Origin of the sequence: Flavihumibacter profundi (assembly GCF_020076305.1) — a bacterium.
In the GTDB taxonomy this organism is placed as follows: domain Bacteria; phylum Bacteroidota; class Bacteroidia; order Chitinophagales; family Chitinophagaceae; genus Flavihumibacter; species Flavihumibacter profundi.
The window spans coordinates 235179-250439 of sequence record NZ_JAIQXE010000003.1 but is presented as its reverse complement, the minus strand read 5'-3'; the positions used below and the strand labels follow the sequence as shown (position 1 = coordinate 250439).

Sequence of the window (15261 nt, the reverse complement as noted above, 5' to 3'; positions counted from 1 at the left end):
CATCTCAAAGAACTGCTTTCAACATCCAAAATTGACATTTCTTTTTCATTTAAAGTTTTCAGTTCTGGCTTAACTTGACTATAATCAAGCTCTAGAATAAGATTTCACGTAAAAATAATAGCCTTAGCAAAGAGCCATTCCGCGAATTTTTTTTGATATGGTATTATAAATTGGCACATTAACCATAGCTCGGTAAATATTATAATTTGCCGTATCGTTAAGATCAAAATTTTCCTTGATATTGAGACCTTGTTGCCTATAAAATTCCATTGCAGTCCGTATTTCTATTCCATATTGAGACCCAACCGAAGTGTCTTCAAGATGTCTTACCTGCATGTAAGTGCATGGAATGTTATTGGATTCTCTAATGTTTTTTATTGCATACCATTCATTTATTACCGACTCGTCCTCAATTAAAGGTGACAATTTATTTGAATACTTAAAATCAGGTATTATATTATCATCCTCCGAAACTACTACACCTTTAAATTTCCAAGCTCCCTTTCCTCTTGTATTTGGAAGGCATGCTAATCTTCTAGCACCAAACAACCAATCATTTGAAGCTAGTATGCGAATGTCGCTTAGTGGTTCTTTTACGATGTAGTCAAATACCTTTGCCAACAGGCCATCAAACTCTCGAATATATCTAAAGTCCAATATTTTGCAATATGCAAATCCTAAATCCTTGGGCACTTTAAATTCAAAAACACTTCCGCTTAAAAAATCATTCTTTGCCATAATATTTTAACCTATTGAAACTTAAATATTTCTTTCCAATTTGGAATATTTTCATTCAGCCACTTTAAACCAGCTTCAACATATATTTTATTTATTGCCGCATTATTAACATTGGCAGTTCTTTCTAGGCCTCCATTTAACTCAAGTACGGCCTGTTCAACCCCTAATGCCGTAGCATTATCTGGTAATTTATCTAAATCCTTAATAACAGTTGCCATTATTTCTTCGACTACTTTTTGAGAGTATCTTTTTGATAATACATTTTTCGCCTTCCCGATGTATAGTTTTAATTCACCGCTTTTTATTCTTTTAAATGCACGATAAATTAACCATTTATCTACAGCCTTAGCGCCAGCTTTTGCAATGGAACTCTTATCAACATCAACTGTTCCATAAAGCATAATCATGCCTTTTGGAAACTGTAACATCAAATATCCATTATTATTAACTGTATAGCCATTCCACATGCGATACCCGCCACCAAAAATAGACTCCCAAAAACCTATTGGCTGCATGACTTGACCATTTGCAACATCAAGATTTTTTGGAATTTTTGCTGTCACAAAAACTGTTCGCAAAACCGGAATTGAGTCAGGTGACAATCCAGTTGGATCACTATAAATAATGGGATTATTATAAGAGAAACTGTAAGGAGATAAATCATCAAATTCATCAGCCATGGGATCTTCTTGATTGAATCTGCCTATTTGCGGGTCAAAGCTTCTATATGAAGTTTCATATAATTCAATGCCTGTCCCATCGCCAAATTCTTTATTTGCCAACTCCGTCCCATTATTAAACTTAAGGCGGTTTTCCAGTTTCCCCATTGCTTTTGAGGATATCCCTGCCATTGTTAGCCCGAACGGATAGTAATTAACGAACCTGTTTGGGATTTCCGGATAAAACACTGGAACTAACCAGAGCATCATTCAAAGAACTTATCTAGCGGCTGAAAGTTAATCGATTTATTTTTTCAATTCAACAAGAGAAATAATCCTAGTCAGGTGCATGCTTCAAGGGATGTAACTGCGCCTGAAAGCCGGTAGGTATTCGGTTATTTGGCAAGGCTATTTACTATTATAAATTTTGAAAGCATTAATTCTTGTGTCCAAATATTGTGGGCTTACACATGTATTCATATATGGAAACGGTGTTAAAATCAAGGCAATTATAAGAACAAAATACAATGCTTGTAATAGCATTTACGTCTTGATAGAAATTATGGCTACTCTCCTCTTTAAACAGCGGGCATGAGGGCCTTGAAGGGCACTTTCAACGTCACTTAACCTCGCTTTCTTATTTTGACAAAGCCCTCAATGGAGGGATTTGTTGTTTTATTCTTCATTTGGGAGGCAATATAGATCAATATCAAATTCAATGTTGAGCTCTTTAATTAGCTTATTATATCTTGAATTTAGATGCACCCAAGGGGTGCTCTCTCCATTGCCATAGCGTATAAATACTGCACAGGAAAATTCACAATAGTATTTTTCACAAAGGGATTTGAAAACATCAATTTTTGGTTCGATTATGTCTAATAAATAATTCATTTGATCTTCAAATGAAGAATATTTAACTAATGAAGCATTTATTATCCAACCATTTTCTTTTACCAATGCCGAGCCGATGGTGTTTTTATTTTCGCCTTTAATATAAATCTTTGAAGGCTGCAAACCAACCAATCGTGTAATTTCACTATGGGTTATATCATCAAAATCCCATATACAAAAGCTTAAATTAATTTCATTTTTCATAATAACGCTAATATATTTTCTAAGGTAATAATTAAAGTATTCATCTGTTTTAAGATGCGTATCACTTCACAGACAGAATAAGAAATTTGAAAACAGTTAAATAAATTAAACGCCTCCTACAATGGCGGTATAATAAAGTTTAAAGTATTTGTGGTTTGGATAAAGAGCCTTGTAATTCCGGAGGAAATAAAATGGGAGGTAATCGCAATACACTATTAATTATACGATCTAAAACTTTTAACAAAGGTGATGTGCCATCAACAGCTTGAATATTGTTAAGATCATTAATATTTATACCAATTGGCTCTCCCGAACCCTTTCCTCCTTTAGGTTTTTGATATACATTTCCTTCTTTGTCTTTATAAAGATCTGTTTGACCGCCACGCTTTCCTTTATCGCTATGATCCCATCCATTTTTTTTAAGTTTTTCAATCTCACCTGGAGTTAATAATTTATCCTGTTTGGGATTTCTAACGGGTAAGGGATCTTGTGAATATGGTGCATTTGTGGAAGCTTCGTCCCTATATACTATTTCAGTATTATTTCCCTCTTTATCTTGTGTTGCGTTTTTACCTGAAGAATACTTTTTATCATCAGGTTCCGTATCTATTTCCTTATTATTCTTATTGACTTCTTGATTACCATTTGCTTGTTTTAAAAAATCCTTGATTTCATTAGGATCACTTGTACTAGCAATTCCATTGGCATCTATCGACCACATGCCATCCGGATCTATAAATCTTATGGGATTATTATAAGCATAGTTGTAAGGAGTCCACCTTCTACTTATATCAGCAAGCGGATCAATAGTATGCCATCTCCCAATCTGGGGATCATAATTACGCGGACCATAGTCATACATCTCCAATCCAGTTCCATCGCTGAACTCTTTCTCTTGTTTCTCTTTGCCATTGTATTCGTATTTGTTGTCCAGTTTATTTATAGCCCTGGAACTTATCCCCGCCATTGTTAACCCGAACGGATAATAATGATTTCCTGCATGGATAGCATGCAGCTTGCCTTTCAAAGAACTTCAAGTTCTTTAAAAATAGCATATTTATTCAATTTTGGCATGTATTTAAGCCTTTGGAACTAGCCAAATATTTTCCCCTGTGCCTGGGATATCTCACGATTGGAATAGCCCTGGGCTAATGTGACGTAACGGTAAAATTCCTTGCTACCTGCTGCATGACCAGATAATTTCCGGACTACTTGCTCTGGGACTCCTGCTGTAAGTAAGCTCGTTATGGCAATTCTGCGCATACTGTGAGAAGTTATATGATCACATAATCTGTAGCTTGTCCCAGTTTTTGTTTTTATTTCTACCAATTTTCCATTCTGGTGCCTGTATTTTGGCCTTAATTCTGTAAAACCGGCCAACTCCATTATTTTTTTCAGGTGAATGTTGAAGTGTGCATTTGAAATCTTCTCGAATAAAAAATTATTCTTTAGTTTTTTCTGCCTCTCAATTATGGTCATTGCAAATTCAGGGAGAGGAATAGTCACATATGTTCCTGTTTTTTGGGTGCCAACTTCTAAAAAGAAGGACTTGTTGAAACGCAGGATATCCGTTTTTCTTAAATTGATCAGGTCATTGTACCGCAAACCTGCGATACAACCAAGGATAAAAATATCCAGGCTTTTTCTGAAGGGCAGCATTAAGCGTCGCCTTAGTTCAGTATTCTCTACTAACAACCTCAATTGATTATTATCAAGTATTACCGGGGGATAAATATAATTCGGGCAGTTAAAAACCTTATTGAAAAGCGGAACGGGCAATCCTTTTTCACCTCTAAGGTAATTGAAAAAGGTCCGTAGCATTTTAAAGACTGCAGCTATATAAACGTCAAAACAATTGAAGTCACAACGCAGAAATCGCTCCATTTTCCGCCTGATCTTTTGCCAATAACTTCGCTCTCTTATGTAAATTTTCCGCGAAAGACCGTTACTAATTACAATTCTCAAAGACAATTGATTTATTTGTTCGAATTGAAGCAAATACTTATGCAATACCTGGTATTGTTTAATTGTTTCAGAGCCAATCCGTTTTCCGGAACTGGTCCGTCTTTTGCCATTGATAGATTCTGTAATAAAGGATTCAAATGCTGTTATAAAAACTATTTTCTTTTCCATTAAGGAGAAATTTGATGGACGTGCAATTTCTCCTTCTTCCTATAGCTTGCTATAAAATAATTATTTTCTCTGGACTAACAAATTTCGGTTATTCGTTATTGTTTTAAAGTTATCCACAAAATATAATTTCTATACCGGGAAAAATACGGGGTAGTTCATATCATCTTTCCCAATATATTTACCCACCAGTCACCAATAAGCTTTTCCATGAAAATAACGCTTAGGCTTGTCCGATTAATGCTATGTACTATGGCATGGCCCTTTGGATTGCATGCACAAATTGCGGATAGTTCAGTACGCCAGGTACTCGGATATTCTTCGATCAGTAATGCCTTAGCGGATACAGGTATAGAAGAAAGTAGCAAAGTGAACATAAGGCAGACAGCGAAATACAATCAATATTTATTACGGTTGGAACATAATCACCTGAAACAGTTGACTGGGCCAAATTCGAATGTATCCCCTCAATCCATGCCAAAAGCTGCAACACCCGGTGAAACTGACTCCAAAATAGCCATCCGGCAAGCGCTTGTGATGAAAGACAGTCTGGATAAGCAATCTATTGCCCAATTGCCTGCCGGTTATTTATCGGAAATTATTCAAAGAACCAGTCAGCTAGAAGGTAAGATTGATGCTTCCACCGAAAAGGTATTACCGCAGTTCCAAAAGCAGCAGGAAAAAATCAGGAAGAAATTAGCGAAAGTGAATCCAGAGGCTGCAAGAAAAATATTTGATAATACTGAGCAGCGTTACAAGGACCTCACCAATGCATTAAATAGTCCGGATAAACTTACCCATTACATCCCATACCTGGATACCTTAAAAACTTCCCTGAAATTTTTGGATAAGCAAAAGGTCTTGTTCAATGCTCCTAAAGGGCAGGACGGCTTGGGTACAGAATTACTGGGTGGAACAATGGATAAGGTAACTAATCTGGAACAGCAGTTTCAGAAAGCAGAACTGGTTAAGCAATATATGCGTGAGCAACAATTAGTATTGACCCAGCAACTACAAAACTTCGGCTTTGCCAGGCAATTAAAACATCTGAATAAAGAAGCTTATTATTATAGCCAACAGATAAATGATTACAAAGAATCATTGAAAGATCCTAAGAAGATCGAGCGAAAGGCAATTAACATTCTGAGCCAAACCAAACTATTCCAGGATTTCATGCATAAGAATAGCATGTTGGCCAGTCTTTTCAGGATGCCATCAGATGGTCAGGAGGATATGCCTAATCTGGAAGGTTTCTCCGGGCTGCAGACCAGGTCGCAGGTTAACCAGATCATTCAATCGCAAATAGGTGCGGGTGGCCCAGATGCAATGAAACAATTACAAGCTAATGGGCAGCATGCGCAGGATATGCTCCAGCAACTAAAAAATAAGGTCAATGAGTTTGGCGCAGGGGCAAATGATGGAATTATGCCCAATTTCAAGCCAAACAATCAAAAGAAAAAATCATTCCTCAAACGCCTTGAATATGGAACTAACATTCAAACACAACGGCCGAACGTAGCAGGTCCAGTAATAAGTGAAATTGGATTATCGACAGGTTACAAGATCAATGATAAGGGGGTGTTGGGCATTGGCGCCAGCTATAAAATGGGATGGGGACAGGATATACAGCATGTTAGAATTAGTCACCAGGGTGCTGGTCTTCGTTCATTTCTGGATTACAAGCTGAAAAAAACAGTATGGCTTAGTGGTGGTTTTGAAATGAATTACCTGAGCATGTTTAGCTCTATTGAGCAATTGAATGCTATGCACGCATGGCAGCAAAGTGGATTATTAGGGTTAAGCAAAAAGCTTCCTATGGCCTCAAAACTGTTTAAAAATACAAAAGTGCAGGTGTTGTGGGATTTTTTAAGTAGTTACCAGGTGCCCAAAGCGCAACCAATTTTATTTAGGATTGGGTATTCTTTTTAGTGTGAAATTAATAGGTATAAAAAAATATTTACATATTCATTTTTATGGCATATAGGAGTATAATAAAATTAATTGTTAGGGTTAATATTTTAATAGCATTAGTAGCTATTTCGTTTGATTTACTTGCTCAATCTCCTTCCGACCGAAGGAATTATCTGCCCAACATTATTCCTATTTCCCCAGAAGCTACAATGGTGCAAAGGTTTGGAAATTACCAGGTCAATATGGCAAACGGTCTTCCTGATATTAGTATCCCGATTTTTGAGATTAATACTGGCAAATTAAAAGTGCCAATTACGTTGAGTTACCATGCATCAGGTATAAAGGTTACGGACGATGCTGCATATGTTGGTTTAGGCTGGAACTTGTCTGCTGGAGGTGGAATAACAAGGGCAATGCGATCCGGTCCTGATGAGCAAGCAATAAATGGCTATTTAGTTAGTACGGATTCAATTAGAACTTCATCTAGTCTTGATGTTTTAAATTATGTGGATGACCTTAATTATGTAAATAGAATAGCCAGGGGCTATCTTGATGTTGAACCCGATATTTATTCCTGCAATTTGCCCACGGTTTCTAATAAGTTTTTTTTTAAAAATAGAAAAAAAGACAGCGCTGTTTTCATTCCGTATAATCCAGTAAAATTGGTTGCGTCAATATCCAATTACAATTTCAATTTTGACTTGACAGATGAAAGTGGTATAGAATATATTATAGGTAATGACCGTGAAATGACCACCCCGGGTAATACACCAAGCTCATTTGCATCAGGCTGGAAATTATCTAAGATGATATCAAATGATAAAACCGATACTATAGCTTTTAATTATATTTCAAACGATTATTCAAGTACAGGTGGTGATTACTATGACTTGATCACAATTTTTGATAATGTTACAGATGCAGCTCCGAATGCTTGTGGTGCAAGCGCAAATTGCAATTGTCAAGGCCAGATAACGACAACTACCGGTGGTGGTCAATCTTCGCAAATAGGAAGTTTAGTTCCTGGTGAAATCAGGTTTCCGGGAGGAAAAGTAGTTTTTGAAATGGAGACGACGAACAGGCTTGACATCGCAAACAAAAATCTGAAAGCCGTTCGAGTATTTCGTATGGATCCGGTTTCTAAGGCCTATATTCTCATAAAGTACATTAAGTTTTTCTATAGTTATTTCGTGAATGGCACGGAGAGAAGGCTGAAATTGGATTCCTTACAGTTTCGGGACAAAACCGATATCACTGCACAGACTTATTCGTTTTCGTATAACCAATCAATCACAATGCCTTTAAAATCTTCAAGATCGAGAGACTATTGGGGGTACTTTAATAACAAACTTAATTCTTCCCTAATTCCTCAAATGGTCGTGAATATTTTGGGGCCCAATGGCGGTTCGACTAATTATAATACTACGATTGGGTCAAGTGTTTTAAATGGAAGGGAGCCGGATACTTCATATAATCAAGTGGGTATCTTAAATAAAATAAACTTCCCTACCGGAGGGTATTCGGAGTTTACGTATGAAACCAACCAATACTATGATATTAATACTAGCCAGGTTAAGTTTGGTGGTGGATTGAGAATAAAGCAAATCAAGAGTGTTGACCCCATAACTGGTGTTGCTAATTACAAAACCTATAAATATGGGGTAAATGAATCGGGATATGGAGAAATTGTCATACCGATTAGTTATGGATTTTTTTCAACAGAACAAATGACGTACTATAAATTTGATATACAAGTTCCATCCAGAAGGGTAAGAAATTTTTGTTCGAACCCTAATATTGGACTAGAACCTTTTGATGGTAATAGTGTAGGTTATACTGAAGTGACTGAATACAATGGAACTTTTACATCAAATTCAGGAAAAAGCGTTTATAGGTATACTTTCCAGCAAGATGCATTTACTTCCTTATATTATTTTAATAAGCCAGTTGTACAAAGCTTGTTTTTTAAGAGAGGCCAATTATTAGGGAAAACTGATTTCAAACAAACAACTCCTGGGAATTATCAACGGGTACGAAGTGTCGGAAACTCCTATGGTGCTTTCCAGGATCTTTATGTTGATACGAAAAATTTGCAAGTTTTTGAAAAGAATGTATTTATATACCAACAAAAGGAAAATAACAGTTTATGTTTTTATCCATTACAAATACAACCATATTTTTATAATGCGTATTCAATTCTAACTGGTGATAATAGGCTGACAGCAAGTGTTGATACACTTTTTGATCAGGCTGATATAATGAAATATCTAGTAACAAAAACAGATTATTCGTATGGAAATTTCGTTCACCAGCAAGTCACTAAGAAAAGCACTACTAATAGTAAAAATGAAATAGTCGAAACTGTATTCAGATACCCGGATGATTCACTTTCAAGAACAGTATATTCCAGAATGAGCGCTGCTAATATAAAAAATGCAGTATTAGACGAAGAAGTGTTTTTAAATGCTAGTAGTATAAAAAAGCAGCACACCGATTATAATGAAACAGTCACCAATCATTTTTACCCTGCTTTCATTTCTACAAAACTAAAGACAAACCCGGCAGTTACAGAAATAAGTTTTGATAGTTATGATGCCCAGGGGAACATACTTCAATATACTGCTCATGACAGTATAGCCTCTTCATTCATTTGGGATTACCTTAAAACTTATCCTATTGCTAAGGTCGAAGGTGCACGACAATCAGAAATCGCTTATACTTCCTTTGAAGGTGATGATAAGGGCAATTGGACTTATACGGGTGTTCCGGATATTGACCCAAGCACCCCATCAGGTCGAAACTATTTAACAATAAGTTCTAATTTGACAAAATCAGGGTTGTATACCACAAAAACTTATATAGTCTCATACTGGAAAAAGAGTGGTACAGTAACCGTTAATACTACTACGGGAAACCCCGGCAGGTCGGTGAATGGTTGGACTTATTATGAACATAAAGTCACGAACCCGTCCGGTGGGACAATCACAGTTTCAGGGAACGGCGCAGTGATTGATGAACTTCGCTTATATCCATTTGGTGCTCAAATGTCCACTTTTGCCTATGATCCTCTTATAGGATTAACAGCACAATGTGATGCCAATAACCAAACGAAGTACTTTGAATATGATGCTTTTAACAGGTTAATTCTCGTCCGTGACCAGGATAGGAATATAATTAAACAGGCCAATTATAATTATGCAGGCCAACAGGAAAATCCAAATATAGTTTACAATCAACAAAAGGCTGCTGTTTTTACAACATCCTGTAATACTGGCTATTTTGGCACATCGTTTTCTTATGTTGTGCCAGCAAATACGTTTAGTGCAGTCAACCAGGTTGCTGCCGATCAGTTGGCAATGGATTTTGTAAACGCGAATGGTCAGGACTATGCCAATAGAAAGGGTACATGCACTGCTGGCATTACTATTAATGGTTACAACGCAAAAGGGTATAATTATAATGTGAAATTCACAAATAATTCCACTAGCGAATATTTCACGTTTGTATTAACAGCAAATACAACTCAACTTACTTATAAAGGAGTTGTGCCGCCAGGAACCTATTCGGTCCAGTTTTATCCGCAGTCATCTCCTGTAACAGCAACATTTGTCATTAATGGTCTGACCTATAGCGGATCTACCCAAACAACATTTACCAATGTGGTTATCAATAATACTTCATCCGCCTACATGTATTAATATTTTTAAACGCACTATATGAAATATATACTCGTACTTCTTCTATTTTATTCAGGCCAGGCAATTAGCCAAACAAAAGTGTATGATATTACTATACAGGGAACCAATGGTAACAGTATTAATATTTCCAGTTTTAAGGGAAAGAAAATTCTTGTTGCTTCTATAAGTCCATCCAACCTAAAAAATGGTCAATTGAATTTTCTTGATTCCTTGCAATTGTCTCATCCAGATGTATACATTATTGCAATACCAGCTTCCGATTTCGAAGCTTCCAATAGTACTTCAGATTTAGTGGATAGTATTAAAAGAGTTGGGATATACCATTTTATTATTACAAATGGTGGTTATGTGAAAAAGGATAAAGGCATTAATCAGTATCAATTAATGAAATGGCTGACCAATGATACAGATAATACTCATTTTAATTCTGATGTAAATACTGATGACCAATTATATTTTATAAGTGAATCGGGAATATTGTATGCGGTTTTAGAGAAGGGCGCGCAATTAGATTTAATTGATGCCCTTTTAAAGCAGCAAGATATTAAGCAATGATATTATTAATATATATCTATTTTATTTAAGATAATTATATAACATGCTATTTTGCATTCCTTATAAAAATAAATTGACTTGGTTAGGCTTCTTATTGCTTTTAGGCTTTGAAACAGTAGGCCAACCACTTCCTCGTGCCATTCCTGCGACTTACCCATCATCTGTTAAACCGAATTTTGTTCGCTCCTGGTCAGCAACTGCCCCTGAACAAGTGCCCAATACTTTTGTGACCCGGGTTTTAAAGGATACCAAGCAGGTTACTCAATTTTTTGACGGCCTGGGCAGGCCTTTACAAACAGTGGCTGAACAGGGCTCCTTAATTACCAATGGCGCACCTGTTGATATGGTTTCAATGGTAGAATATGATGCCTTCAGTAGGGAACCATATAAATATCTCCCAACACCTTCAACAGCAACGGACGCAACCAAAAATGATGGCAATTTTAAATTAAACCCATTTGCCCAACAGGCCACTTTTTATGATGCCTTATCCAGCACCTCACCTTTGTTTAACCAAAACGAGCATATATTTTATGGGCAAACTAATTATGAGGCATCTCCATTGAACCGGATTTCGGAATCAGCTGCTCCAGGAGACAACTGGACCGGAACGATGGGAGGATCTACCGAATCTACAAGGATGTCAATAAAAATGAAATACTATGTTAACAAGGCTTCAGACAGTGTTCGAATTTGGAATGTATCCATCGGATCATTAGGTAATTTGAGTACATATTCAAGTACTGCTTCTTACGCAGCAGGGCAATTAACTAAGAATATTACCGTCGATGAAAAGGGTAAGCAGGTCATAGAGTTCAAAGATAATGAGGGGAAGGTCATTTTAAAGAAAGTTCAACTAACGGCATCTAATGATGATGGTACAGGTTCTGGCCATACAGGTTGGCTATGCACATACTATTTATATGATGACCTGAATAATTTGCGATGTGTCATTCAGCCCAAGGGTGTTGAATTAATTTCGGGCAACTGGTTATTAACGGATGCTGTTATTCTAAGTCAGCAATGTTTTCGGTATGAGTATGATGAACGGAACCGGATGATTATTAAAAAGGTCCCTGGGGCCGATTCGTCTGTTTTTATGGTGTATGACGGACGAGATAGGCTGGTAATGACCCAGGATGGAAACCTGAGACTTTCTGGAAACAATAAATGGATGGTAACCATTTATGACACATTGAACCGCCCCATTCAAACAGGCTTATTATTGAATACATGGAACAATAAAACTTTTGTTCAGCACCTTGATACAGCAAAAAGAAGTAGCGCTTACCCATTTTCAAGCAGCAATCTGCCTTCCGCCACTTATTATGATCCCTTAACAAATACATTTTATGATAATTATGACTGGAGAGCAAATTGGTCAAATCCCTTAACAGCCTCCTATAATACAAGCTATAATACCTATTTTCTGACGGCAAGTAATACAGCATGGCCCTATGCGCAAGCCAACACACAATCGGCACAATTAAAGGGCTTGGTCACCGGAACAAGGGTAAAAGTGTTGGGAACCAGTAACTATTTGTTTTCCGTTAATTTTTATGACGAGAAAGGGAGAGTTATACAAGTTCAAAGTCAGAATATTTCAGCTACTACAGCGGTCGATATTGTTACTACTCAATATAACTGGTCGGGTCAGCCATTGGTGGTAGTGCAAAAACAGGAAAAAGCAAATGCGCCTGCGCAAACTTCAGTAATAGTTACAAGCCTGACCTATGATGATTTGGGCAGGTTGGTGCAAACCGATAAAAAAGTACAGTACACTGGAGTCAATGCCAATGCTATGCCGGCAAGTTTTACAACTATTAATAAAATTGAATATGATGCACTGGGGCAACAGAAAGCAAAAAAGATTGCACCGGGGTATAATAGCGGAGCAGGGTTACAGGCACAAAATTATGCTTACAATATTCGGGGTTGGTTATTAGGAGTGAATAGAAGTGATTTAGCGGCAAATGGTTCTTCGTCAAATTACTTCGCATTTGAATTGGGGTACGATAAGCTAACCGATTCTGCCAACAGGAATTTTTTAGCTGCCCAATTCAACGGCAATATTAATGGCATGGTTTGGAAAGGCAGTGGCGATGGCATACGCAGAAAATACGATTTTACTTATGATGCAGCCAACCGGTTGTTAAAGGGCGCATTTGAGCAAAATGATGCAGGTACTACCTGGGGTAGCAGTACTATGAACTACACGATGCAAATGGGTGATGGTGCCAATCCTGCAACAGCCTATGATGCCAATGGCAATATAAAAGCCATGACGCAATATGGGTTTAAAATTGGTGGCACCGGTGCAACCATGGTCGACCAGTTAACCTATGATTATTACACCAATAGTAACCGGCTGAAGACAGTAGTTGATCAGCAAAACGATCCCTTAACAAAATTGGGTGATTTCAGGACTTCCTCACTGCATCCGCAATATGCCACCAAAACCCTGGCCAATATTTCCGCCATTACAGATTATACGTATGATGTAAATGGCAACCTGGTGACGGATCTGAATAAAGACATTATTCCTTTCGGTGGCGGCAATGGAATTGTATATAACCACCTGAACCTTCCGCAAACCATTACCATTAAAAAAGATGCAAGCAGTAATAAAGGAACTATAACCTACACTTACGATGCAGCAGGAAACAAATTAAAGAAAGTGGTTGTGGATAATTCGGTGGTTCCGGCTGTTACTACAACAACCCTTTACCTGGGCGGGCTCGTGTACAAAAATGATACTTTACAGTTCATCAGCCATGAGGAAGGCCGTATCCGCTTTGAGAAAGCAACTACCAGTACCTGTGTAGCACAGGTGGACCGGTTGGTTTATGATTATTTTTTGAAGGACCACCTGGGAAATGTTAGAACAGTACTCACCGACCAGAAGGAAGACATCTGTTATATTCCAGCTACGGTTGAAGATACACGCTATGTAAACGAACAGAAGTACTATGACATCCAGGATGCACGCCGGGTGCTGAAAACAACCACAGGGGCGACACAAGCCAGCTTTGAAAATAAGCTTTACCAGACTAATGGCGGTATAGCCGGGCAAAAAACCGGACTTGGCATTACCCTGAAAGTAATGGCAGGCGACAAAGTGAAAATCACAGCGGAATCCTATTATACTTTGCCATCGGGCGGTAGTACAGGTAGTCCGCTTAATATGGTGCTGGCTGACCTGTTAACCGCCTTTGCGGGCAGCGGGGCTGTTTCTGCCCTTAAGCCCGGAATTTCAGCAGCTGATGTTCAGGGTATAGCCACTAATGCCACCGACATCAATACATTTATAACCCGCACGCCTGCTTCATATACCGCAAAAGCTTATGTCAACTGGATCTTGTTTGATGACCAGTTAAAATATGTTTCGGCAGGTGCTGATCCGGTGAACGCAGGAACCTCAGCGGGTGGCGGTGTCTATACCCAACACATAACATTTATTAATAGTCCGGTAAATGTCACAAAAAATGGATTTTTGTATGTTTTTGTAAGTAATGAAAGTAACTTAGGGGTGTTCTTTGACAACCTTAATGTAACCCATACGCCGGGCCCACTGCTTGAAGAAACGAATTATTATCCGTTCGGGCTAACAATGGCGGGGATATCCGCCAAAGCCTTAAGCGGTGCACCAGCTAATAAGTTTAAATACAACGGTAAGGAAGATCAAAGACAGGAGTTCGCGGATGGTAGTGGATTGGAATGGTTAGATTATGGAGCAAGGATGTATGATGCACAAATAGGAAGATGGCATGTTCAAGATCCATTACAGGAAGATGAGTATAAAAATGAGGGAGATGAAAAGGAGAATGGTGAGTTAGGACAAGAAGAGAAATTGTTTGAGGCTTCATTTAATCTATTAGGTACACCACAAAATGTAGTCACTGGTGAAAACTCCGCAGTACATTACAATGAAAGCCCTTATGCTTACGTGGGTAATAATCCAATCAATTTTATAGATCCGTTTGGATTGGATACAATCCCGGTTTATAAGCCTCTTACGCCAGTAACAGTAACACCAGCTAACAAATCCAATAATCCTCTTAATTCTTGGTGGCTACAAGGGTCAATATTTGGTGGCGGCGCCTTAAGCATACCTTTTCCTAAACGTTGGATAGGCCCTGTTTTGCCAAACACTTCAAAAGCTACTACTTTGTTTTCTTTAACTGTCGGAAAAATAAAAGCACCCATTAATATATTGGGGAAAACTAGGTTGTATACTCATACTCTCAATGGATCTGCTCGATATGCAGGTACGTGGGGAAGATTTTTGAGTAGGTGGGGTTCTAAGTTTTTTGGAACGGCATCGGGTGTACTTTTTTATTATGATGTTGGTAGAGGTGTTTATAAATTTTACAATGAGCAATTCAAGACCTGGTCAAATGATAGACAATGGGATTTTGTCAATACGCAAATGATGTCAGGAACTCAATTTTTGCAAATGCGTTAAACTGATGAAC

The 15261-nt window shown here is 37.8% G+C and carries 9 protein-coding genes; 4 read left to right on the top strand and 5 right to left on the bottom strand.

All coding sequences use genetic code 11. The features are described from left to right. Positions 1-123: 123 nt before the first annotated feature. The 5 genes from LAQ65_RS15705 to LAQ65_RS15685 form a co-directional block, all read right to left on the bottom strand. The gene (locus LAQ65_RS15705; RefSeq protein WP_224117944.1) at positions 124-738 is read right to left on the bottom strand and encodes a hypothetical protein; all 615 of its coding nucleotides are present in this window, start codon (positions 736-738) and stop codon (positions 124-126) included. Between the two features lie 11 nt (positions 739-749). Beyond that, entirely contained in the window at positions 750-1664 is a 915-nt protein-coding gene (locus LAQ65_RS15700; RefSeq protein WP_224118468.1) for an RHS repeat domain-containing protein, read from the bottom strand. Positions 1665-2072: 408 nt separating this feature from the next. Next, positions 2073-2492 (bottom strand): DUF4279 domain-containing protein, encoded by a 420-nt coding sequence (locus LAQ65_RS15695; protein ID WP_224117943.1) that lies wholly within the window; start codon positions 2490-2492, stop codon positions 2073-2075. A gap of 139 nt (positions 2493-2631) precedes the next feature. Continuing rightward, entirely contained in the window at positions 2632-3519 is an 888-nt protein-coding gene (locus tag LAQ65_RS15690; protein ID WP_224117942.1) for a polymorphic toxin type 33 domain-containing protein, read from the bottom strand. Positions 3520-3584: 65 nt separating this feature from the next. Beyond that, positions 3585-4625 (bottom strand): tyrosine-type recombinase/integrase, encoded by a 1041-nt coding sequence (locus LAQ65_RS15685; RefSeq protein WP_224117941.1) that lies wholly within the window; start codon positions 4623-4625, stop codon positions 3585-3587. Between the two features lie 249 nt (positions 4626-4874). Between LAQ65_RS15685 and LAQ65_RS15680 the strand changes: the two genes are divergently transcribed. The 4 genes from LAQ65_RS15680 (at position 4875) to LAQ65_RS15665 (ending at position 15251) form a co-directional block, all read left to right on the top strand. After that, complete coding sequence (locus LAQ65_RS15680) at positions 4875-6551, top strand: hypothetical protein (RefSeq protein ID WP_224117940.1); 1677 nt, start codon at positions 4875-4877, stop codon at positions 6549-6551. Between the two features lie 44 nt (positions 6552-6595). Next, the gene (locus LAQ65_RS15675; RefSeq protein ID WP_224117939.1) at positions 6596-10231 is read left to right on the top strand and encodes a DUF5977 domain-containing protein; all 3636 of its coding nucleotides are present in this window, start codon (positions 6596-6598) and stop codon (positions 10229-10231) included. 18 nt (positions 10232-10249) lie between these two features. Then, a complete protein-coding gene (locus LAQ65_RS15670) occupies positions 10250-10786 on the top strand; it encodes a hypothetical protein (RefSeq protein WP_224117938.1) in 537 nt (178 codons plus the stop codon). A gap of 73 nt (positions 10787-10859) precedes the next feature. Continuing rightward, positions 10860-15251: a DUF6443 domain-containing protein gene (locus LAQ65_RS15665; protein ID WP_224117937.1), complete on the top strand. Its 4392-nt coding sequence runs from the start codon at positions 10860-10862 to the stop codon at positions 15249-15251. The last annotated feature ends 10 nt before the right edge of the window (positions 15252-15261 follow it).